The following is a 20,682-nucleotide window of genomic DNA, read 5'->3' as shown; positions in this document are numbered from 1 at the left end:
AACAATAAGGTCCGCATGCAAGTGCGGTCAGCGAAGCACACACGCCGTGTACAACGGCATTTGAAGGGGTCAGGGGTATGAACAAGTCAGCGTCCGCACAAGGTTTGGATGATCCGATCCTGCAATGGGTTACCTTCAAACTGGACAACGAGTCCTATGGCATCAACGTAATGCGCGTGCAAGAAGTGCTGCGCTACACCGAAATCGCGCCGGTACCGGGTGCGCCAAGCTACGTGCTGGGCATCATCAACCTGCGCGGCAACGTGGTGACCGTGATCGACACCCGCCAGCGTTTTGGCCTGGTGCCGACCGAAGTCAACGACAACACCCGTATCGTCATCATCGAAGCCGACAAGCAAGTGGTCGGGATCATGGTCGACAGCGTGGCCGAAGTGGTTTACCTGCGCCAATCGGAAGTGGAAACCGCGCCGAACGTGGGTAACGAGGAATCGGCCAAGTTCATCCAGGGCGTGTGCAACAAGAACGGCGAACTGCTGATTCTGGTTGAGCTGGACAAGATGATGAGCGAAGAAGAATGGTCGGAACTGGAGAGCATCTGATTGTTCCTTGAGGCGGCGGTGATTGTCCTGGCCCTGTTGTGGGCCGGGACGTTGGCGTTCCTGCTGCGCTACATGCGCCAGCAACGCGAATTGGCCCTGCAACAGGCCGAGCGCGACGGCGTGCGTGACCGGCGCATTCTCGACCTGGTCAAGCGCGTCGATCACTTCCAGCAGAGTGCGGTGCGGGTTGGGGACGAGGTGCATGAACTGCGCGCGATCCTCGGGCCGTTGCCGGACAAGCTGGCGCAGATCGAACAGCGCGACCCGTCGAGCCTGTCATTTGCCCAAGCGGCAAAACTGGTGGGCATGGGGGCGACAGTGGATGAACTCACGCAGTCGTGTGGGTTGACCCAGGCTGAGGCGCAGTTGATGAGTAAGTTGCACAAGAGCTGACGTAGGTTGCTGCAGCTGTCGGACGTTGCTGGCTGACTTTGCGGTGGCCAGCGCCCACCGTTGATCGAGACGTTGTGGGTCGTGTCACACGTGCCCAGCAGAGTCAGGGCACTTTCTCGTCTTTGTGATGACCAATCCTGCATCTGTAGGACGTTTCACTCACAAGGATGAATCATGTCTTTCCAAACGCTCATTGGATTAACACCGTCTGGTTTGCGCCCCCCATGCGTCGTGGCCTGGGTCCTTATCAGCGCTTCTGCGCTCAGCGCCTGTACCCCCTTTCAACCGCCGCCGCCAGACTTCTCGAGATGGTACAAGTCCGGTGTGTCCCTTGACGGCGTAAAAACCGCCATGCGTGCCTGCGGGTACGACAACCTGGACGGCGGGGGAGACCGATCGCCTGTCGATATCCGGCTGACGCGCTTCTACTGCATGAAGGACGCGGGCTTCAAACGCAAAGACAAACTCGACCCGTGCAAGGCCGGACGCATCAGTGAATCACCGGTGTGCGAAGGCCGCCGTTAATGCTTAATCAACAGGAAACAGACATGAACACCACACGCAATGGAATGTACGGCGCCGCTTTGATATTGGCAGCGGCCGGCTTGGGCGGTTGCGCTTCGGCGATGACAGAGACCGGCGAGCCCGGGGTGAAGATGGGGGACAGCTACGCACAGGTGCTCGCGGTGGTGAGCCGCAATAACACCGTGATCAAGCAGGTCGACGGCGAGGGCTTTCGCGCGGAAGGCTACTCGGCGACGTTCAAGGATTGCCGCATCAAGTATTTCATCTTCCAGGGCGCCGATGGTTTGCAGCGCGTTAAGTACGATCCGGCGCCGCTGTTGTCGGTAAAGCAGAATTGCCGCCAGCCGTAACGGCTGTTTCTTTCCTTGCGAGTTGAATGCTGATGAGTGTGTTGCGTGGTGTACCCGTGGCGTTGTTGGTGCTGCTGACCGGGTGCGGTCAGGTGGCGAACATCCGTTCCCTGTCCACCGGCTATATCGCGCCGAATTCCGGCGAGACCGCCCGCGTGCGGTTGATTACCGACGGCCTGGTGCGCGCAGTGCCGGGGCGTGATTGCCTGGACTGGAATGTGCCGGGTGCCGGGGTGATGGCGTCGACCAAGTCCGGCTTCCCCGACCACAATGGCGAAAGCCTGAACATGCCCGGACCGGTGTATACCTGGAACGGTGCGGTGACCACGGAGTTGGTGGTGCCCGCGAACCAACCGATCGCGCTGCATTACCTGGGGCGATTGCAGTATTCCCGGCAATGTTTCAGCAGCATGACCTTTGTACCTCGACCCGGCGTGGACTACATGGTGCAGGCGACCCTGTATGCGAACTGTTCAATCCAGTTGCATGAGCTGTCTGCAGACGGCAAGCAATGGAATGCCGCAGAACCTGAGCCCAAGGGCAAGGTATCGATGTGCAACGCGATGGATAACTTCTAGGCAGCCAATAAATTTGCGTCGCCGATGGCTTTTTTCTCGTCGGCAAAGGTCAACATCCTTCAAGCACCTTTAAACCCAGGAGATCCACCCCATGACCACCCACAAGGCATTGCTGATTCTGCACGGCAAGCAAGCCCTCAACGAGGATGTGCGCGCTGCCGTGCAGGCCCGGCGCGAACAGGGCTGGGAGCTGGCGGTGCGGGTCACGTGGGAGGGCGGCGACGCCCAGCGCCTGGTCAATGAGGCCCTGGCCGACGGCTATACCCACCTGATTGCCGGTGGCGGCGATGGCACCTTGCGCGATGTCGCCGAGGCGATGGCGCAGGCCAAGACCGATGCCAGCCTGGTGTTGATGCCGCTGGGCACCGCCAATGATTTCGCGCGCGCCGCCGGGGTGCCATTGGATCCTGCCCGCGCACTCGCCCTGCTGGATGTGCCGCCAACGGCCATCGACCTTGGGCAGGCCGGCGGGCAAATATTCCTCAACATGGCCACTGGCGGTTTTGGCAGCCAGGTCACCGCCAACACCTCCGAAGACTTGAAAAAAGTGCTCGGCGGCGCGGCCTACCTGTTCACCGGCCTGACGCGTTTCAGCGAATTGAAGGCCGCTTATGGCGAGTTGGAAGGGCCTGACTTTCACTGGAAGGGCGACCTGCTCGCGCTGGGTATCGGCAACGGACGCCAGGCGGGCGGTGGGCATGTGTTGTGCCCTGACGCATTGGCCGATGACGGCTTGCTGGATATCAGCATTCTGCCGGCGCCCCAGGAGGTGGTCGGCACGCTGCTCACCCTGATGAGCGACGGTTGGGGGCTGGACAATATGTTTGTGCGGGCGCGCCTGCCGTGGGTCGAGATCAAGGTGGCCGAAGGGTTGTACATCAACCTGGATGGTGAGCCGTTGAAAGGTGACGACTTGCGCTTCAGTGCTTTGCCCAAAGCCCTGCGCGTGCACCTGCCGCTGGGCTCGCCGTTAGTCGTCGAGGCTGATGATCTGCTCGCGAACGGCGAATAACACCAGGCCCGCCACATCGAATATCTGCAGGCGCTTCATGATCTGCGAACGATGCGCTTCCACGGTCTTAATGCTCAAGCCCAGGCCTTGAGCGATTTCCCGGGTGGATTTGCCACGCACGATCAAGCGCTGGATCTCCAGCTGGCGTGCGGTGAGGTTGTGAGTGTCGGCGACGGCGCCGATGGGGCCCTGGCTGCGGATCAGCGCCTGATTGATCACCGTGTGGGCAATGGCGGGGCTCAGGTAGCGCTCGTTGTTGCGCAAGGCCATCAGGGCGTGTTCCAGCTCGTTGGCCGTGGTGTCCTTGAGCAGGTAGCCATGGGCGCCGGACTCCAGCGCGCGCATGATCAGCTCCGGATCGGTGTGCATCGACAGGATCAGCACTTTGCTTTTGGGGTAGGTCGCCTTGAGTTGCTGTAACGCATCCAGGCCACCGGTGTATTTCATCGACAGGTCCAGCAGCACGATATCCGGTTGCAGGGCGCTGAATTTCTCCAGCAACTGCGCGCCATCGCTGGCTTCGCCGACCACCGTATAGCCGGGCATATCCTGGATCAGCGCGCGTACGCCGGCCCGAATCAGTGCGTGGTCATCCACCAGGAGTAAAGTGCAAGTCACTCGATAACCTTAGGGGGCCTGGCCCGATCGAGGGCGCGGGGCGCCCAGGGGAAGAGCGCCTCGATCCGCGTTCCTTTACCGGGCTGGCTGCTGACCGTCAGAGCGCCCCCCAGTTGATCGATTCGCTCGGACATGCCCGCCATGCCGCGTTGGCCTTCCCGGCCTGGGTTGATGGCGGGCGAAAAGCCCAGGCCGTCATCGCAGATCATCAGCGACAGGCCTTCGGGCAAGCGTTGCAGGCGTACCAGCAAATTGTGCGCCTGGGCATGGCGCAGCATATTGGTGACTGCTTCCTGGGTAATGCGAAACGCCGCCACGGCCATTTCTTCCGGGATACCGGTCAGCCGTTGCTGGCATTCAAGGCTCCAGTGGATCGAGGTGTTTTCCAGGGTTTTGAGCAAATGCGCGCGCAGGCTCGCCTCCAACCCCAGGCTGGCCAGCTGCCGAGGGTTGAGGATGGCGGACACGTCGCGCACTTTGGCCAGGGTTTCATTCAAGGTGTTGCACAGCACGGTGCATTGGCTTTGCAGGTCGTCCGGCAGACGGCGCTTGAGCCATTCGCTTTGCAGTTTGGCGGCGGTCAGCAACTGACCGATATCGTCATGCAGTTCGCGGCTGAGGCGGTGACGTTCGTTTTCCTGGACCTGCAGCAGGCGGTCAGCCAATTCCTGTGGCTGGAATTTTATCGATTTGCGCGAGCGCCACTGCTGTAAGCCCACCACCGCCAGCGTGGCCAGGTTGAGCCACAAAATCAGTAACGGCAACGGCGCGGAGCGGCTATAGGCCCACAGGTTGACCAGCAGTGAGCAAAGGCACAGGGCGAGGACCAAGCGACGTGTATTGCTGCGGGACACGGACCTTGCGATGAGTGACTTTAGGCTGGCGTACATAGCGGATGGAGCCAATGAAGGTTCGCTGCGGGAAGACCGGTCATGGCGGCTGACGGGGCTCTATGTGGAATACGGTGCAGAAACGTTTTTTTATACATGATGAAGTTGAGTCACTTCGAGCGGGGCATAGTACCACCACTATTACCGTTGGTCGCCTGGCGCCGTACGATGGCGGGTTTAATCACCGGCCAAATGCCCTGCGCTGTGGCCCTATAGTTCAAAGGCCCCCAAGGTTAAAAAGAGAGAGTTATATAAATCAAGTTGGCGGGTATCGTTATTGCCTTGATGGCTAATTGATATGTTTTTGCCCGCGCGCGATTATCGACCGCTAAGAGAACGGTCGTTTTTAGATAACTTGGCGACAAATACGACCTGATCAGCGCTTAAGACGCGTGATGCGCACGCTGCTGCGGTTTATTTGCGAAGTCTTTTTGGGGGATTTGCAAGGTGACCGTCGCAATCAGCGTGGTTTGTTCACTCTCATCCAAGGCGAGTTCGCCGGTGCGGGAATCGATCAACTCCAGTTGCCACGCCAGCAGTGTCAGGCAGTCATGCAGGGCGTCCAGCGCCTGGTCATGCAATTCCATCGGGCTCGCGGCATTGGCGATCAGGTATTGAATATGCCGGGAGAATTCGCTGATCGCCTGCAGGGCCAGGCCTTCGGCTTTTTCAGCCAGGTTGGCCAGGCTGGTTTTCATGCAGTCGATGGCGTCGCTGTCGTTGCGAATCAGATGCAGGTGGTTCAAGCACTCTTGCGACTTTTCCAAGAGCATTTCGGCTTCGAGCAGAAATTCGGGAAGTGCGGTTTGCCATTCGTTTGCATTATTCATCATGCAAGTCTCCGCAACATAAGGTCGGGTGATGAGATGCAGCACCGGGTGAATGGCGTAAAACTACCGCTGAAATATGACTGAGATCTGTAGCCCGCTTCCGAAATTTCAGTAGGACGGTTATTTGAATGATCGCGATAGCTGTAGAAAGCCCTCGTCATTCGGGCCGCTTGCACAACTTTGGTTGCCGCCACGTATACGTCTGGAAGACCCGTGGGCCGAGGGCTTGGTATGGCAAACAAAAGCCTGACTCCATTCATGCAATGAGAATGGCGTCACATTAATGGCTATTAGATATCGCGAATATCAGGTTGGGCCTGATTGTGTATAGGGGAATCCCTTACACAGCGGAACCTCGCGTCGATTTGAATGTCGCGCGACGTTGCTGTACTGCCGTTTGGAGAGGCCGTTGCAGTAAACCATGATGTCAGTGTGACATCAATGAATTTACGTGGCATTTTACAAGGGTCAAGGTCTGGCGCTTGCCGCCGATAACACGCTTAGTGAACTGCACAATCCCACATCAGGAGCTTTCAATGGCCGGCATTCTCGACACCGTAGATCAACGCACGCAACTGGTGGGTGAGAATCGCCTGGAGATTCTCATGTTTCGCCTGGCCGGACGACAGCTGTTCGCGATCAACGTGTTTAAGGTGCAGGAAGTCCTGCAGTTGCCCAAGTTGACCCTGATGCCCCAGCGCCATCCGTTTGTGTGCGGTGTGGTCAACCTGCGCGGCCAGACCCTGCCGGTGATTGACCTGTCCCAGGCCATCGGCATGCGCCCGTTGGTGCCGGGGCCCAACAGCACGATTATCGTTACCGAGTACAACCGTTCGGTTCAGGCCTTCCTGGTGGGCGGCGTGGACCGCATCGTCAACATGAACTGGGAAGCCATCCTGCCACCACCGACCAGCGCCGGGCGCCAGCATTACCTCACGGCCATCAGCAAAGTCGATGACCAGTTGGTGGAAATCATCGACGTGGAAAAAGTTCTCGCCGAAATCGTGCCCTATAACGCCAAAGTCTCCCGCGAAAAACTCGAAGACCCGGTGCTGGAACGCGCCCGTGGCCGCGAAGTACTGCTGGTGGACGACTCCAATGTGGCCCTCTCGCAACTGCGCGACACCCTCGGGCAACTGGGCGTGAAGATGCATATCGCCAGTGACGGCCTCAAGGCACTGAACATGCTCAAGGCCTGGGCCGACAGCGGCCAGGTGATGACCGACAAGTTGCTGATGATCTTCACCGACGCCGAAATGCCCGAGATGGACGGCTACCGCCTGACCACCGAAATCCGCAACGACCCGCGCCTGCGTGGGCTTTACGTGGTGCTGCACACCTCGTTGTCGGGCAGCTTCAACGACTCGATGGTGAAGAAGGTCGGTTGCGATAACTTCCTGTCCAAATTCCAACCGGACAAGCTGGTGGATGTGGTGCGCCAGCGACTGATGCTGGACGAAGCGCACGCATGACCTTAGGGTGACGCTTTGCCCCTCAGGAATGCAGGCCATGCTTCGTCTTAGCGCGCTCTACCGTTATCCCTTGAAGTCCGGCAAGGCCGAACCCTTGCAACACATCGGCCTGGATAAACTCGGGCTGGCCGGCGATCGACGCTGGATGCTGGTGGACGAAGCCAGCGGGCGGTTTCTCACGCAGCGGGCGGTGGCGAAGATGAGCCAGTTGTCGGCGTTGTGGAACAGTGCCGGCGGCCTGACCCTGAGTTCACCCGGTTTGGCGCCGCTGGAAGTGGCCCTGCCGAGCAGCGACGCTGAATTGCGCGGCGTGACCATCTGGCGCGACACCTTGCGCGTGCCGGATGCGGGCGCGGCGGCGGCGGCCTGGGTCAGCGACTTTATCGGCAAGCCGACGCGCTTGGTGCAAGTGCCGGTGGAGCGCGCGCGCACCACTCAAGACGGCTACGGCAAGGCTGACGACAAAGTGGGATTCGCCGATGGCTTCCCGCTGCTGTTGATCGGCCAAGCCTCCCTGGATGACTTGTCCCAGCGCATCGGCCGCCCCATGGAGATGCTGCGGTTTCGCCCCAACCTGGTGATAGAAGGCAGCGAGGCCTTCGCCGAAGATGGTTGGAAGCGCGTGCGCATCGGCGATGTAGAGTTTCGCGTGGTCAAATCGTGCTCGCGCTGCATCCTCACCACCATTGACCCCTCCAGCGGCGAGCGCAGTGCCGACCGCGAACCGTTGACCACGCTCAAGACTTACCGCGAGCAGGACGGCGATGTAATGTTTGGCCAGAACCTGGTCAACGACGGCCCGGGACACCTGGAAGTGGGGATGCCGGTGACCATTCTCGAGTAAGTCGTTCACCCATAAAAAATGCCCGTCTCCTGCGAGACGGGCATTTTTTTGTCCGGGCGAACGCTTAGCCGCGGTATTCGCACAGGTAAGCCGTGTCTACTGCGACCTTCAGCTGGAACTTGCTGTTGGCCGGTACGTTGAACTGGCTGCCGGCGGCGAAGGTTTCCCAGTCGTTGGCGTCAGGCAGTTTGACGCTCAAGGCGCCGGAGACCACGTGCATGATTTCACGCTGGGCGGTGCCGAATTCGTATTCACCCGGGGCCATCACGCCGATGGTCGCCGGACCTTCTGCGGTGCCGAAAGCGATCGACTTGACGGTGCCGTCGAAGTATTCGTTGACTTTGAACATGGGGGAATCCTCGGAAGAAAGGGTCTGGAAAGGTTGGCCAGTATGCCCAAGGCCACGGGAGCTGCCTAGACCGGCAAAATCAACGGCAGCAAGCGAGCGGTGTTGCGCGCATCTTCCAGCGCCCGATGTTGCTGGCCATTGAACTGCATCCCCGCCAATTGCAGCGCGCCGTTGAGCCCCAGCGGCTTGTCCAGGCGCCGGGCCTTGGCGAAGCGCTGCTTGAGGTTCACATGTGGCGTCTGGGCAAGCGCGCTGGTCAGGCCATGGCGTTGCCATTCGAGCTCAAGCTGTGCGCGATCATAGTCACCCCAGCTGGCCCAGCCTTCCAGGCGTGAGTGATGCTGGCCCAGCCAGCGCTCGAACAGCGGCCATACCTCGGTGATCGGCGCAGCAGCGTCGATGTTGGCCTGGGTGATGTGGGTGAGTTGGCGACAGAAAGGCGTCAGCAATGGACGACGCAGCGGCCGCACAAAGCGCTGAAAGTGATCCAGCTCGCGGCCCTGGCGGTTCACCAGGCTTGCGCCGATCTCGATGACTTCCATCTCCGTCACGGGCCAGCCGCCTTCATCCGTTGTGGCTTCCAGGTCAATAATCAGCCAATGAGGCATCGCGCAGGTTCCCGTACTCTTCCTTTCCTGATGGGGATAGAGCGTAGCGCGACTGTGTAGTTCCGCGCTGTTTTTTCCTGCACGCCGAGCCTTATTCGATCTCCAGCAAAACCTGGCGATTGCGCACCTGGTCACCCGCAACCACTTGCACGCCTTTGATCACACCGGCGATGCCGGCGGTCAGTGGGTGCTCCATTTTCATCGCTTCCAGCACCAACAGCAGTTGGCCTTTGGTGACGGCTTCACCCACGCAGACCCGGATGTCGACAATCGCGCCGTCCATCGGCGCCTTGACGATGCCGGTACTGGCGTCCGCCTGACGGCTGGCGACTTGTTGAGTGCGGTTAATGACCTTCAAGCCGGGCAGCCAGAGCTGGGTGTCATCGAGGTGATAGGCCATGCGACGACGAACACCGTTGATCACCAGGGTAGCCCAGCGGCCGTCGGTGCTCAGGTGGCTGATGTCGATACCGTTGGCTTGCAGGCGATGGTTCTCCAGCACGCTGACGGTGATGTCGCGGACCTCATCGTTGATGTCCAGGCGATAGGTCCAGGGCACGCTGGCATTGTTGCGCCATCCCGATAGGTCCTGACGATGGGTGTTGGCATTGGCTTGATAAAACAGTGCGGCCGCCAGGGCGACCTGTTCATGCGTCGCCGGCTGGCGGTGAATTGCATTGAAATGCTCGGCGATAAAACCGGTGCTGAAATCGCCGGCGATAAACTCGGGTTGCTTGAGCAGGTCCACCAGCAGTTGCTGATTGGTGGTCAGGCCCAGCAGGACAGTGTCCTCCACCGCCCGCAGCAGTTTGCGTCGGGCTTCTTCGCGAGTGGCCCCATGGGCGATGATTTTGCCCAGCATCGCGTCATAGAACGGGCTGATGCGTTGGCCTTCCAGTACGCCATGGTCAATTCGCACACCGGCGCCGGGTTCCCAGCGCAGCACATTGCCGGTTTGCGGCAGAAAGCCCTGGGCCGGGTCCTCGGCGTACAGGCGCACTTCCATCGCATGGCCGGTCAGGGTCACGTCGGCCTGTGTCAATGGCAGCGGCTCACCGGCGGCAACTTTCAGTTGCCAGTCCACCAGGTCCAGGCCCGTGACCTGTTCGGTGACCGGGTGCTCCACTTGCAGGCGGGTGTTCATTTCCAGGAAATAGAAGTGGCCCGTGCGGTCGAGCAGGAACTCCACGGTGCCGGCCCCCACGTAATTGACGGCGCGCCCGGCCTTCAGCGCCGCTTCGCCCATGGCCTGGCGCAACTGGGGTGTCATCACCGGGCAGGGCGCCTCTTCGATGACTTTTTGGTGGCGGCGCTGAATCGAACAGTCGCGTTCGCCCAAGTAGATGAGGTGGCCATGACTGTCGCCGAACAGTTGGATTTCCACGTGGCGCGGGTCGAGCAGGGCTTGTTCAAGGATCAGTTCGTCGCTGCCGAAGGCGTTCAGGGATTCAGAGCGTGCGGTGCGCAGTTGCTCCAGCAATTGAGTGCTGTCGTGCACCAGGCGCATGCCGCGCCCGCCGCCGCCGGCGCTGGCTTTGATCATCAGCGGGTAGCCGATGCGGTTGGCTTCCTGCTGCAAGGTGGCGTCGTCTTGTCGGTCGCCCTGGTAGCCGGCGATGCAGGGGACGCCGGCGTCGAGCATGGCGAGTTTGGACAGGCGTTTGCTGCCCATCAGTTCGATGGCCTCAGCGCTTGGGCCAATAAATGTCAGCCCGGCGTCTGAGCAGGCGTTGGCGAATTGGGCATTTTCGGAGAGGAAGCCGTAGCCAGGGTGCACGGCGTCGGCCCCGGTTTTAAGCGCAGCCTCGAGGATGGCCGGGATGTTCAGGTAAGACTGATTGACCGGAGCGGGGCCGATATTCACCGCTTCGTCAGCCATTTGGACATGCAGGGCCTGGGTGTCGGCGTCACTGTAGACGGCAACGGTGCGGTAGCCCAAGGCGTGGGCCGTGCGCTGGATACGGCAAGCGATTTCACCGCGGTTGGCGATCAGGATTTTGCTGAAATGGGGCATTGGATTATCCCTGGGTAATCGGGTGTTTATTCTGGCCTCTTCGCGAGCAAGCCTGCTCCCACCTTTGAAATGCCTTCCAAAGGTGGGAGCAGGCTTGCTCGCGAAGGTGTCATCGGGACCACCCCGGCTTACGCTTCTGCACAAAAGCCTGGGTGCCCTCTATTCCTTCTACACCCGTCACCGCCTCGGCAAACCACTCGGCAGCCTGATCCAGTAGCGGTCCGATGGGTTGCTCTGCGCTGGCCAGCAACAGCGCTTTGGTCCGGCCATTCGCCCCCGGCGCGCACTGCAGCACGTGCCCCAACACATCGTCCAAGCGTTCCGCCAGGGCCTGAGGGTCGGCCTCCACAAAATGCACCACCCCCAACCGATGGGCTTCAACCCCGTCGAACCGCGCCGCGGTCAGTGCCAGCCGTCGCGCCTGGGTCAGGCCGATACGCTTGACCACAAAGGGCGCGATCTGCGCCGGCAACAAGCCCAGGCTGGTTTCCGGCAAGCCGAACTGCGCCTGATGGTCGGCCAGCGCAATATCACTGACACAGGCCAGCCCAAACCCACCGCCGAGCACCGCACCTTGCAACACCACAATCACCACTTGCGGCACCGCTTCCACCTCCTGCAGCAATGTGCCGAACGCGCGGTTCAGCGCCTGCAGTTGCGCCTTGCCGCCCGCGGTGACCATGTCCTTCACATCCGCCCCTGCGCAGAAGTGCCCGCCCGCACCGCTGATCACCAGCGCACGCACCTGGCTGTCCAATTGCGCCAGTACCGCACGCAGTTCATTGACCATTTCCAGGCTCATCGCATTGCGATTGGCCGGGCGGTTGAGGGTGATGTGCAGCACACCGTTATGCGGTTCGAGCAGCAGGGTGTTCATGCTTTTTTCCCGGGCAGGGTGCCCATCAGTTTGCAGATGATGCCCAGCATGATTTCGTCGGCGCCGCCGCCAATCGACACCAGGCGCACGTCGCGATACGCACGGGCTACCGGGTTGTCCCACATAAAGCCCATGCCGCCCCAGTATTGCAGGCAGCTGTCGCTGACTTCACGGCCCAGGCGCCCGGCCTTGAGCTTGGCCATCGACGCCAGCCGGGTCACGTCCTGGCCTTTGATGTATTGCTCGGTGGCCTGGTAGACGAGTGCGCGCAGGCATTCGATTTCGGTGGCCAATTCAGCCAGGCGAAAATGAATCACCTGGTTGTCGATCAGGGCCTTGCCGAAGGTCTGCCGTTCCTTGCAGTAGTCGATGGTGCTGTCGATGCAGTATTCCAGGCCCTTGATCATGTTGGCGGCGCCAAACAGGCGTTCTTCCTGGAACTGCAGCATTTGCATCATGAACCCCGCGCCTTCGTGGCCGATGCGGTTGCGCTGCGGGACGCGCACGCCATCGAAGAACACCTGGGCGGTTTCGGAGCTGTGCATGCCGAGCTTTTCCAGGGGCGGGCTGACACTGATCCCCGGCGTGTTCATCGGCACCATGATCAGCGACTTGTTCATGTGCGGCTTGTCGTCCGAGGTGTTAGCCAGCAGGCAAATAAAGTCGGCGCTGGGCGAGTTGGTGATCCACATTTTGCTGCCGTTGATCACGTAGTCGCCGCCGTCTTTGCGCGCATGGGTTTTCAGCCCGGCCACGTCGGAGCCGGCGCCGGTTTCCGAGACGCCGATGCAGCCCACTTGCTCGCCGCTGATGGCCGGGCGCAGGAATTCGTCGCGTAACGCATCGGAGCCGAAGCGGGCGAGGGCGGGGGTGCACATGTCGGTCTGCACGCCGATGGACATGGGGATGCCACCGCAACGAATGGTGCCGAACTCTTCGGCGGCGACGATGGAGTAGCTGTAGTCCAGGCCCATGCCGCCGAATTTTTCCGGCTTGCAAATGCCCAGCAAGCCGAGGTCGCCAGCCTTGCGGAAGATCTCGTGGATAGGGAAGCGTCCGGCTTTTTCCCATTCGTCCACGTGCGGGTTGATCTCGCGGTCGACGAAGGCGCGGACGGTACGGCGCAGTTCCTGATGTTCCTGGGTAAAGATCATTGTTCTTGTTCTCCTGTTAGAAACGCGCCACACCGAAGCTGTTGGGCTGCAACTGCCGCACCTCGGCCTCATGGCAGAGGTCCAGCAGAAACCCCAGCAGCGTGCGGGTATCCCGTGGGTCAATCAGCCCGTCGTCCCACAGGTTGGCGCTGCCATACAGTGCCGTGGACTGGCTGTCGAGTTTCTGCGCAGTCACCTGCTCCAGCATGTCCAGCACCTTGGGGTCGGGCACCAAACCGTCTTTGAGTTGCTTGGCCTCGGTGACGATGCGCAGCACTTTGCCCGCCTGCGCACCGCCCATCACCGCCGTGCGGCTGTTGGGCCAGGCGAAGATAAACCGTGGGTCCAGGCCTCGGCCGCACATCGCGTAGTTGCCGGCGCCGTAGGAGCCGCCCACCACCACGGTCAGTTTCGGCACGCGGGCATTCGCCACGGCCTGGATCATTTTCGCGCCGTGCTTGATCACGCCTTGTTGCTCCGACTCCGTGCCCACCATGAACCCGGTGGTGTTGTGCAGGAACAGCAGCGGCGTGCGGCTCTGGTCGCACAGCTGGATAAATTGCGCGGCCTTGCTGGCGCCCTTGGGCGTGATGGGGCCGTTATTGCCGATCACGCCGACAGCGCGGCCCTGGATGTGCAAATGGCCGCAGACCGTGTGCGCATCGAACTCACCCTTGAATTCGAGGAAGGTGGAACCGTCCGCCAGGCGCGCGAGGATTTCGCGCACGTCATAGGGTTTTTTCGGATCATCGGGCACCAGCCCCAACAGCTCCTCGATGGGGTGCAGCGGTTCGGTATAAGGCCGTTTTGGCGTAAGCCCCCGGCGCTCGTCCCACGGCAACAGGCTGACGATTTCGCGCACGATGCGCACGCCATCGGCATCGTTTTCCGCCAGGTATTCGGCAGTGCCGGCGGTTTGCGCGTGCATCTCGGCGCCACCCAGTTCCTCATCGGTTGCCACTTCGCCGGTCGCCGCTTTGAGCAGTGGCGGCCCGGCAAGGAACAGTTTGGCCTTGCCGCGCACCACCACCACGTAATCCGACAGCCCCGGCTGATACGCGCCGCCCGCCGTGGCCGAGCCGTGCACCACGGTGATCTGCGGCAACCCCATGGCTGACATGCGCGCCTGGTTGGCGAAGCTGCGTGCGCCTTCGACGAAAATCTCCGCCGCATAGTTGAGGTTGGCGCCGCCGCTTTCGGCGAGGGTTACCACCGGCAGTTTGTTTTCCATCGCGATCTGTTGCAGGCGCAGGGATTTTTTCAGGCCGGCGGGGGAAATGGTGCCGCCCTTGATCGCGCTGTTATTGGCCACCACCAGCACGCGCACGCCGCTGACGTAGCCGATGCCGGCGATCAAGCCGCCGCCGGCCGCGCTGCCGTCTTTGTCGTCGTGGAGTTTGTAACCCGCCAGGCTGGCCAATTCCAGAAACGGCGCACCGGGGTCGAGTAGCAGGTTGAGCCGTTCGCGAGGCAGCAGTTGGCCGCGTTTGTCGAACTTGGGCTTGGCTTCCTGTGCCTTGCTCAGCAGGTTGTGTTCCAGTTGGCGCAATTGTGCGATGGCGGCCAACATGGCTTCGCGGTTTTGCGCGAACTGTGGGCTGTGGCTGTCGATCTGCGTTTCAATGAGCGGCATAGGTTATTGCTCCGCCTTGAGTACATCCGGCAGGTAGGCGCGGTGGAAACCATTGAAGGGTTCGCTCGGTGGCTGCGCCTTGGGCAGCGGCCAGGCCCGGCTGCCCAGGCTGGCGGCGCCATCAATGCGCAGGGTGCTGCCGCTGATGAACGCCGCCGCGGGGCTGAGCAGAAACACAATGGCCGCGCTGACTTCCGATTCGGTGCCGATCCGCTTGAGCGGCACGTGTTCACGCAGGGTCGGGATCACCGCCTTGAACGCGCCGTCGTAAGTGTCCATGCCGCTGGAGGCAATCCACCCCGGCGCCACGGCGTTGACTCGCACACCGGCATAACCCCATTCAAAGGCGGCGGTCTTGGTGAAGTTGTCCATGCCCGACCGCGCCGCGCCGGAGTGACCCATGCCGGGCATGCCGCCCCACATGTCGGCGAGCATGTTGACGATCGCTCCACCGTGCTTGCTCATGGACTGGTTGAACACTTCCCGCGCCATCAGGAAACCGCCGACCAGGTTAGTGCGCAGTACGGTTTCAAAGCCCTTTTGGTTGATCGAGGCCAGTGGCGACGGGTATTGACCGCCGGCGTTATTCACCAGGCCATGGATCGGGCCATGGTCATCAATGAGCTGCGTCACCAGTGCCTTCACCGCGTCTTCCTCGCGAATATCGCAGGCCTGCCAATGGGCAGTGCCGCCGTCTTCGCAAATTTCGGCAGCCACCTTCGAAAGCTTGTCCGGCTTGCGCCCCACCAGGATGACCCGAGCGCCAAGGGCGGCGAGTTCATGGGCGGTGCAGCGGCCGATACCACTGCCTCCACCGGTAATAATCACGGTTTGCCCCTGGAACAGGTCGGCTTTGAAGATCGAATCGAAGGCCACGGCGACAGTCCTTTAGGTGAGTTGATCGGCGATGTGTTGCGGCACGGCAATGGGGATTTCCAGCAGTTGCTGGGCGAAGGCTTTGCCTTGGGGGTCGATGCGCAGGCTGGCGATGCCGCCGCCGCCCAACGCGTTTTCCAGCAGAAAATTCAGGCTGTGGCTGCCAGGCAAGTACCAGCGTTCGACGCGGCCGTGCAGCGGGTCGAGCACGTGGTTCATCCAGTCGACGACCACTGCCGGGGTCAGCGCTTCGGCGATCCACGGCAGGTAATCGGGATGGCGGGCAATGACGCCGATATTGCTGTGGTTACCCTTGTCGCCGGAGCGCGCCACGGCGAGTTTGACCAACGGCACGCTGGCATCCGCACGGCCTTGGGGCTTGGGTGGCTCGACCGTAGCAGTCGGGGTGAGTAGATGCGCAGTCAAAGGCAGCTCAATGGCATGGCGCTGGCCCTGGAACTCGATCAGCGGTTCACAGGATGATTTATCGATAAGGAATGAAAACAGCCGAATCAGTGGGTACACGGTGGGTCGCCCGCCGACAATCCCGGTCAACCCCGGCGCCATGCCGGTGGCGGCCTGGGCGATCTCGCGGGCAAACAGCAGCAGCGCCTGCTTGCTCGGGTGGCGCACGGCCAGTTTCACCACCACTTCGCGGCAGTCGTGACGCTGGGCATGGGCGCCGTAGGTGGCTTCGCTGCCGAGCAATTCGATATTGACCTCAGTGTAGGGCGCCCAGCCACGTTGGCTGAACAGCTCCGACGTTTTATTGATGATCGCCTGGCTGACCCGCTCGGCCTTGGCCACGGCGTCGATGCCGGCGATCAGGCAACTGGCGGTGCAGCGGAACCCGTCGGGGTAGGTGGCGCTGACCTTGTATTGGTCGGTAGGTGGCAAGCCCGTGGCGCCGTGCAGGCGAACCTGGTGTTTGCCTTGTTGTTGCAGTTTGACCTGGCTGAAATCGCAGATCACATCAGGCAGCAGGTAGGCGCGCGGGTCGCCGATCTCATACAGCAGCTGTTCGGCCACGCTGAGTTCGCTGATCAGCCCGCCGCTGCCGTCGACCTTGTTGACGGTGAATTGGCCGTCGGCGCTGACCTCAACGATGGGAAAGCCGATGTGCTCGTAGTCCGGCACGTCGCGCCAATCGGTGAAGTTACCGCCGGTGCACTGCGCGCCGCATTCGATGATGTGCCCGGCCAGTGCCGCCTGGGCCAGGCGGTCATAGTCCTGCCATGACCAATTGAATTCATGCACCAGCGCCGCACTGACCACGGCGCTGTCGACCACGCGGCCGGTGATGACGATATCGGCGCCCAGCTCAAGGGCTTTGGCAATCCCAGGCGCACCGAGGTAGGCATTGGCAGATACGCACAGCGGTGGCAGCGGCGCGCCGTTGAACATATCGGTAATGCCTGGCAGTTGTTTGAGTGTGGGTTGCAAATCATCGCCCAGCAGGACGGCGATCTTCAGCGCGATGTTGGCCTTGTCACAGGCTGCTTGCAGTGCGGCGGCGCAAGCCTGGGGGTTAATGCCCCCGGCATTGCTGATCACGCGGATGCCCTGGCGCTGGAGGTCGCCCAGCAGCGGGGTGAGCACCTCGACGAAATCGGTGGCGTAGCCGGCCTGGGGGTCTTTCATTCGTGCGCCGGCAAGGATCGACATTGTGACTTCCGCCAAGTAGTCGAAGACCAGGTAATCCAGGGTGCCGCCGTGCACCAGCTGGGCGGCGGCGGTGCAGGTGTCGCCCCAGAAGGCGCTGGCACAGCCGATACGAACCGTCTTGCTCATGAGAAATCCTTCCTCGAATGGCTGGTGTCGAGACTACCAAGCAAGCGCTTGGTTTGTAAACTCCGCACACAAGTTTTGCCCAAGCGCTTGCTTGGGTGGCGGCCACGGCCTAAATTGCCGCCCAAGACGTCAGTAGAAATGAAGGAGAGCAGCATGGATGAGCAAAAAGCCCTGCGGGTGATGCGCACCATGGTCGACGGCGGTCATTTGACCGACCCTGACAGTGCACGGGGCAAGTTGCTGCAAACCGCGGCTCACCTGTTTCGCAACAAGGGGTTTGAGCGCACCACGGTGCGTGACCTGGCCAGCGCCGTGGGCATCCAGTCCGGCAGCATCTTTCATCATTTCAAGAGCAAGGACGAGATCCTGCGGGCGGTGATGGAGGAAACCATCCATTACAACACCGCGATGATGCGCGCCTCGCTCGAGGACGCGAGCACGGTGCGCGACCGTGTGTTGGCGCTGATTCGCTGCGAATTGCAGTCAATCATGGGCGGGAGCGGCGAAGCCATGGCGGTGCTGGTCTACGAATGGCGTTCGCTGTCGGCCGACGGCCAGGCCCAGGTGCTGGCGCTACGTGATGTGTACGAACAAATATGGCTGCAGGTGCTGGGCGAGGCCAAGGCCGCCGGTTACATCAAGGGTGATGTGTTTATCACCCGGCGCTTTCTGACCGGCGCGTTGTCCTGGACCACCACGTGGTTCCGCGCCGAAGGCAGCCTGACACTCGAACAGCTGGCCGAAGAAGCCCTGTTGATGGTTCTGAAGGCTGATTGAGGCGCAAGCTATTAATTTTTCGGTGGAAAGTTGTCTCACCTGACAAAAACGCCTAGCTTATTGCCATCAACGTGTTGAACGGTGCGTGCCTCAATGTTTTTGCCATGGCGGCTGGCTGCAGGACTAACTCTATGGGCACTGGGCACCGCGTGGTGGGTGCCGGCTTCGGCTGGGCAATTGGTGAGGATTGGCGCCGCGCATTTTCCGCCCTACACGGTACGGCCTGAGCAAGGTGCCGACACCGGTCTGCTGCCGCAATTGGTGGAAGCGCTGAACGCCTCGCAAACCGACTACCAGTTTGTGCTGGTGCCTACCTCCATCCCACGGCGCTTTCGAGATTTCGAACAAGGCCGGGTCGACATGGCGATCTTCGAAAACCCCAGCTGGGGTTGGCAGGACATTCCCCACACCAGCGTCGATATGGGCCTGGAAGATGCGGAAATTTTCGTCGCCGAGCGCCAGCCAGGTCGCGACCAACGCTATTTCGCCGACCTCGCCGGCAAGCGTCTGGCGGTGTTCAGCGGTTATCACTACGCCTTCGCCAACTTCAACCCCGACCCCAAGTACATGGCCGAACACTTCAACGCCACGTTGACGTATTCCCATGACAGCAACCTGCTGATGGTTGCGCGCGGGCGGGCCGATATTGCACTGGTTACACGCTCGTATTTGAGTGATTTCATGGTGCGCAATGCAGACATGGCCGGGCAGTTCCTGGTCTCGGAGCGCATCGACCAGGTGTATCACCACTATGCGTTAGTGCGGCCGAAGGCGCCGATTACGGGCGAGGCGTTTGCCGGGTTGCTCAAGCGGCTACGCGATAGCGGCGAGATGTTGAAAATCTTCGAACCGTACCGTATCGACGTAACCGCGGTGCGCTGAAGTCAGCCCAGACAGCAAGCAGTGCAATGGCACTGTGCTCAAACCCGCCGTGCAAACGTATCGCTGTGGTTGCCCGACACCTTGCGGCAATGCACCAGGGCATCACGAATCATGAAATTCACCAAGGTTGGCGATACGCCCAGTTCCTTGGCGATATCTTTTTGCGGTACGCCGTGCAGCCGGTACATCTCGAACGCGTAGCGGGTGCGCTGGGGCAGCTCCGTGAGGGCGCTGGCGATGTTTTCCAGGGTGTTGAAGTTGATGTGGGAGGTTTCCGGTGAAGCGCCGTGAATCACCACATTCAAGCCTTCCTCTTCCGTCCCCGAGTATTTGAGCTCCAGAGCCTGCTTACGGTAGTGGTCAATTGCCAGGTTCCGCACGATCTGGAACAGATAGCTCAATTGCGCCTTGAACGATGAGGTGATCGTCGGCGCCGATTGCAGGCGGAAGTAGGCGTCTTGCACCACGTCTTCGGCCCGCGAGCGGCAGCCGGTGATGCGTGCGGCGATCTTCACCAGAATCAGTCGATTATCGACGAATGCCTGCAGAAGGGGTGAGTCGCACCTGCCTGTGGATACTTGTTCCGTCATGGAAATCACCTTGTCGCAAAAGAGGTTAGGGGAGGGCATCCGTGCTGAGGCCTCCTGCACATCGGGCAACAAATTATTCTTAATGATAATGATTGTCAAATGAGAAGACGAACTAATCCTGCGGATTTTGCGAAGCTGTGAACCCCGTCTCGCTGCTCCCGGCTGACTAATTATTTGCCCGCTCCGTCCGTTCTCATGGGTGACAGGTCCGTTTGCAAACGGCCAAGGATCAGCGCCCGCAGGAGGACGACATGGGTTTCTATCGTGCATACCGCGTTAAGTCTGGAGCCCTCATACGATGAGCGTCTCGACTCGACTGCGCCTGTTTTGCCTGCCGTATTCGGGGGCCAGCGCTATGGTCTATGCGCGTTGGCGCCGGGCGCTGCCGGATTGGTTGCAGGTGTGCCCGCTGGAATTGCCAGGGCGCGGCATGCGCATGGACGAGCCGTTGCAGCGCGACATCAAAACCCTGGCGGCACAGCTGGCCGAAGAAATCAGTCGGGACCTGGATGCCCCGTATGCCTTGTTCGGCCACAGCCTTGGCGGCCTGTTGGCGTTCGAGTTGGCGCACGCCCTGCGTGAACGCGGCTGCCCCGCACCGCTCGCGTTGTTTGCCTCCGGCACCGCCGGCCCGGCCCGCCGTGATGTCAGCGAATACGCCGTCGAAAAGTCGGATGCGCAACTGATCGCCCGCCTGCGCGAATTGCAGGGCACCGCCGAAGAAGCGCTGACCAACCCCGAGCTGATGCAGTTGATGTTGCCGATCCTGCGCGCCGACTTCCTGCTGTGCGGCAGCTTCACCTACGGCCAGCGCGCGCCGCTGGGCATGCCGATCCATGTGTTCGGCGGCAAGCAGGACAGCGTGCGCGCCGACCAGTTGCTCGACTGGCAGGCAGACACCGCCAGCGGCTTTTCCCTCGACATGTTCGACGGCCACCACTTCTTCCTCGTGCAGCACGAAAGCGCCGTGCTGCGCTGCCTGCGGCGCTACGCCGACGAACACCTGGCCCGCTGGCGCAATGGCGCGACGCGGCCGCTGGCCGCCCGCTGAAAGCACTC

23 protein-coding genes are annotated in these 20,682 nt (G+C 61.1%); 11 read left to right on the top strand and 12 right to left on the bottom strand.

Features of this window, described 5'->3' with window-relative positions; all coding sequences use genetic code 11:
• The first annotated feature begins 77 nt into the window (after positions 1–77).
• The 6 genes from A7D21_RS03105 (at position 78) to yegS (ending at position 3,418) form a co-directional block, all read left to right on the top strand.
• On the top strand, positions 78–560 hold the full coding sequence (locus A7D21_RS03105; RefSeq protein ID WP_010564003.1) for a chemotaxis protein CheW: 483 nt from the start codon (positions 78–80) through the stop codon (positions 558–560).
• A complete protein-coding gene (locus A7D21_RS03100) occupies positions 561–953 on the top strand; it encodes a DUF2802 domain-containing protein (RefSeq protein ID WP_053257281.1) in 393 nt (130 codons plus the stop codon).
• A 231-nt stretch (positions 954–1,184) separates the two neighbouring features.
• Positions 1,185–1,478, top strand: a complete 294-nt coding sequence (locus A7D21_RS03095) for a hypothetical protein (RefSeq protein WP_069551112.1) — start codon at positions 1,185–1,187, stop codon at positions 1,476–1,478.
• A 23-nt stretch (positions 1,479–1,501) separates the two neighbouring features.
• Positions 1,502–1,828: a hypothetical protein gene (locus tag A7D21_RS03090; protein WP_069551050.1), complete on the top strand. Its 327-nt coding sequence runs from the start codon at positions 1,502–1,504 to the stop codon at positions 1,826–1,828.
• Positions 1,829–1,860: 32 nt separating this feature from the next.
• On the top strand, positions 1,861–2,406 hold the full coding sequence (locus A7D21_RS03085) for a hypothetical protein (RefSeq protein ID WP_053258021.1): 546 nt from the start codon (positions 1,861–1,863) through the stop codon (positions 2,404–2,406).
• Positions 2,407–2,497: 91 nt separating this feature from the next.
• Complete coding sequence (gene yegS, locus A7D21_RS03080; protein WP_053257279.1) at positions 2,498–3,418, top strand: lipid kinase YegS; 921 nt, start codon at positions 2,498–2,500, stop codon at positions 3,416–3,418.
• Here the strand turns inward: yegS and A7D21_RS03075 are convergent.
• From A7D21_RS03075 to A7D21_RS03065, 3 genes are all read right to left on the bottom strand, one after another.
• Positions 3,377–4,036, bottom strand: coding sequence for a response regulator transcription factor (locus tag A7D21_RS03075; RefSeq protein WP_069551049.1), 660 nt, complete (start codon positions 4,034–4,036; stop codon positions 3,377–3,379). The two genes, yegS and A7D21_RS03075, sit on opposite strands and share 42 nt — an antisense overlap.
• Positions 4,033–4,926 carry a sensor histidine kinase gene (locus tag A7D21_RS03070; RefSeq protein ID WP_053257277.1) on the bottom strand — a complete coding sequence of 298 codons (894 nt, stop codon included), beginning with the start codon at positions 4,924–4,926 and terminating at the stop codon, positions 4,033–4,035. The genes A7D21_RS03075 and A7D21_RS03070 overlap by 4 nt, the downstream gene beginning before the upstream one ends.
• A 383-nt stretch (positions 4,927–5,309) precedes the next feature.
• Entirely contained in the window at positions 5,310–5,759 is a 450-nt protein-coding gene (locus tag A7D21_RS03065; protein WP_169875089.1) for a hypothetical protein, read from the bottom strand.
• Positions 5,760–6,292: 533 nt separating this feature from the next.
• On the opposite strand from A7D21_RS03065, the gene A7D21_RS03060 reads away from it, so the two are divergent.
• Both A7D21_RS03060 and A7D21_RS03055 read left to right on the top strand, forming a co-directional pair.
• Complete coding sequence (locus A7D21_RS03060) at positions 6,293–7,228, top strand: chemotaxis protein CheV (RefSeq protein ID WP_053257276.1); 936 nt, start codon at positions 6,293–6,295, stop codon at positions 7,226–7,228.
• Between the two features lie 37 nt (positions 7,229–7,265).
• Positions 7,266–8,072 carry an MOSC domain-containing protein gene (locus A7D21_RS03055; protein WP_069551048.1) on the top strand — a complete coding sequence of 269 codons (807 nt, stop codon included), beginning with the start codon at positions 7,266–7,268 and terminating at the stop codon, positions 8,070–8,072.
• A 64-nt stretch (positions 8,073–8,136) separates the two neighbouring features.
• Here A7D21_RS03055 and A7D21_RS03050 read toward each other — a convergent pair whose 3' ends face one another.
• The 8 genes from A7D21_RS03050 to A7D21_RS03015 form a co-directional block, all read right to left on the bottom strand.
• Entirely contained in the window at positions 8,137–8,421 is a 285-nt protein-coding gene (locus tag A7D21_RS03050) for a pyrimidine/purine nucleoside phosphorylase (RefSeq protein ID WP_027603886.1), read from the bottom strand.
• A 65-nt stretch (positions 8,422–8,486) separates the two neighbouring features.
• Positions 8,487–9,029 carry an exonuclease domain-containing protein gene (locus tag A7D21_RS03045; RefSeq protein WP_053257274.1) on the bottom strand — a complete coding sequence of 181 codons (543 nt, stop codon included), beginning with the start codon at positions 9,027–9,029 and terminating at the stop codon, positions 8,487–8,489.
• A gap of 91 nt (positions 9,030–9,120) precedes the next feature.
• On the bottom strand, positions 9,121–11,043 hold the full coding sequence (locus A7D21_RS03040; protein WP_069551047.1) for an acetyl/propionyl/methylcrotonyl-CoA carboxylase subunit alpha: 1,923 nt from the start codon (positions 11,041–11,043) through the stop codon (positions 9,121–9,123).
• A gap of 109 nt (positions 11,044–11,152) precedes the next feature.
• Complete coding sequence (locus tag A7D21_RS03035; protein WP_069551046.1) at positions 11,153–11,920, bottom strand: enoyl-CoA hydratase/isomerase family protein; 768 nt, start codon at positions 11,918–11,920, stop codon at positions 11,153–11,155.
• Positions 11,917–13,074 carry a citronellyl-CoA dehydrogenase gene (gene atuD / locus A7D21_RS03030; RefSeq protein WP_053257271.1) on the bottom strand — a complete coding sequence of 386 codons (1,158 nt, stop codon included), beginning with the start codon at positions 13,072–13,074 and terminating at the stop codon, positions 11,917–11,919. The genes A7D21_RS03035 and atuD overlap by 4 nt, the downstream gene beginning before the upstream one ends.
• Positions 13,075–13,090: 16 nt before the next feature.
• Entirely contained in the window at positions 13,091–14,707 is a 1,617-nt protein-coding gene (gene atuC, locus A7D21_RS03025; RefSeq protein WP_069551045.1) for a geranyl-CoA carboxylase subunit beta, read from the bottom strand.
• 3 nt (positions 14,708–14,710) lie between these two features.
• Positions 14,711–15,583, bottom strand: a complete 873-nt coding sequence (locus tag A7D21_RS03020; RefSeq protein WP_069551044.1) for an SDR family oxidoreductase — start codon at positions 15,581–15,583, stop codon at positions 14,711–14,713.
• Positions 15,584–15,595: 12 nt separating this feature from the next.
• Positions 15,596–17,374 (bottom strand): acyclic terpene utilization AtuA family protein, encoded by a 1,779-nt coding sequence (locus A7D21_RS03015; protein ID WP_069551043.1) that lies wholly within the window; start codon positions 17,372–17,374, stop codon positions 15,596–15,598.
• A 153-nt stretch (positions 17,375–17,527) separates the two neighbouring features.
• Here A7D21_RS03015 and A7D21_RS03010 point away from each other — a divergent pair, with 153 nt between their 5' ends.
• Positions 17,528–18,151 carry a TetR/AcrR family transcriptional regulator gene (locus A7D21_RS03010; protein ID WP_053257267.1) on the top strand — a complete coding sequence of 208 codons (624 nt, stop codon included), beginning with the start codon at positions 17,528–17,530 and terminating at the stop codon, positions 18,149–18,151.
• Positions 18,152–18,244: 93 nt separating this feature from the next.
• On the top strand, positions 18,245–19,033 hold the full coding sequence (locus A7D21_RS03005; protein WP_053257266.1) for an ABC transporter substrate-binding protein: 789 nt from the start codon (positions 18,245–18,247) through the stop codon (positions 19,031–19,033).
• A gap of 38 nt (positions 19,034–19,071) precedes the next feature.
• Here the strand turns inward: A7D21_RS03005 and A7D21_RS03000 are convergent, their stop codons facing one another.
• The gene (locus A7D21_RS03000) at positions 19,072–19,623 is read right to left on the bottom strand and encodes an RNA polymerase factor sigma-70 (RefSeq protein WP_053258019.1); all 552 of its coding nucleotides are present in this window, start codon (positions 19,621–19,623) and stop codon (positions 19,072–19,074) included.
• 298 nt (positions 19,624–19,921) lie between these two features.
• Here A7D21_RS03000 and A7D21_RS02995 point away from each other — a divergent pair, with 298 nt between their 5' ends.
• Entirely contained in the window at positions 19,922–20,674 is a 753-nt protein-coding gene (locus A7D21_RS02995; protein WP_069551042.1) for a thioesterase II family protein, read from the top strand.
• Positions 20,675–20,682 lie beyond the last annotated feature (8 nt).

The sequence above is a fragment of the Pseudomonas sp. AP19 genome, from assembly GCF_001728855.1.
Lineage (GTDB): Bacteria > Pseudomonadota > Gammaproteobacteria > Pseudomonadales > Pseudomonadaceae > Aquipseudomonas > Aquipseudomonas fluorescens.
The sequence above is the reverse complement of the archived record's forward strand: the minus strand, read 5'-3'. Positions and strand labels throughout refer to the sequence as shown.

Coding starts and splice junctions, on each gene's coding strand:
- A7D21_RS03105 (WP_010564003.1), top strand. CDS start 78: ATGAACAAGTCAGCGTCCGCACAAGGTTTGGATGATCCGATCCTGCAA.
- A7D21_RS03090 (WP_069551050.1), top strand. CDS start 1,502: ATGAACACCACACGCAATGGAATGTACGGCGCCGCTTTGATATTGGCA.
- A7D21_RS03085 (WP_053258021.1), top strand. CDS start 1,861: ATGAGTGTGTTGCGTGGTGTACCCGTGGCGTTGTTGGTGCTGCTGACC.
- yegS (WP_053257279.1), top strand. CDS start 2,498: ATGACCACCCACAAGGCATTGCTGATTCTGCACGGCAAGCAAGCCCTC.
- A7D21_RS03070 (WP_053257277.1), bottom strand. CDS start 4,926: ATGTACGCCAGCCTAAAGTCACTCATCGCAAGGTCCGTGTCCCGCAGC.
- A7D21_RS03065 (WP_169875089.1), bottom strand. CDS start 5,759: ATGATGAATAATGCAAACGAATGGCAAACCGCACTTCCCGAATTTCTG.
- A7D21_RS03060 (WP_053257276.1), top strand. CDS start 6,293: ATGGCCGGCATTCTCGACACCGTAGATCAACGCACGCAACTGGTGGGT.
- A7D21_RS03055 (WP_069551048.1), top strand. CDS start 7,266: ATGCTTCGTCTTAGCGCGCTCTACCGTTATCCCTTGAAGTCCGGCAAG.
- A7D21_RS03050 (WP_027603886.1), bottom strand. CDS start 8,421: ATGTTCAAAGTCAACGAATACTTCGACGGCACCGTCAAGTCGATCGCT.
- A7D21_RS03045 (WP_053257274.1), bottom strand. CDS start 9,029: ATGCCTCATTGGCTGATTATTGACCTGGAAGCCACAACGGATGAAGGC.
- A7D21_RS03040 (WP_069551047.1), bottom strand. CDS start 11,043: ATGCCCCATTTCAGCAAAATCCTGATCGCCAACCGCGGTGAAATCGCT.
- A7D21_RS03035 (WP_069551046.1), bottom strand. CDS start 11,920: ATGAACACCCTGCTGCTCGAACCGCATAACGGTGTGCTGCACATCACC.
- atuD (WP_053257271.1), bottom strand. CDS start 13,074: ATGATCTTTACCCAGGAACATCAGGAACTGCGCCGTACCGTCCGCGCC.
- atuC (WP_069551045.1), bottom strand. CDS start 14,707: ATGCCGCTCATTGAAACGCAGATCGACAGCCACAGCCCACAGTTCGCG.
- A7D21_RS03015 (WP_069551043.1), bottom strand. CDS start 17,374: ATGAGCAAGACGGTTCGTATCGGCTGTGCCAGCGCCTTCTGGGGCGAC.
- A7D21_RS03010 (WP_053257267.1), top strand. CDS start 17,528: ATGGATGAGCAAAAAGCCCTGCGGGTGATGCGCACCATGGTCGACGGC.
- A7D21_RS03005 (WP_053257266.1), top strand. CDS start 18,245: ATGTTTTTGCCATGGCGGCTGGCTGCAGGACTAACTCTATGGGCACTG.
- A7D21_RS03000 (WP_053258019.1), bottom strand. CDS start 19,623: ATGACGGAACAAGTATCCACAGGCAGGTGCGACTCACCCCTTCTGCAG.
- A7D21_RS02995 (WP_069551042.1), top strand. CDS start 19,922: ATGAGCGTCTCGACTCGACTGCGCCTGTTTTGCCTGCCGTATTCGGGG.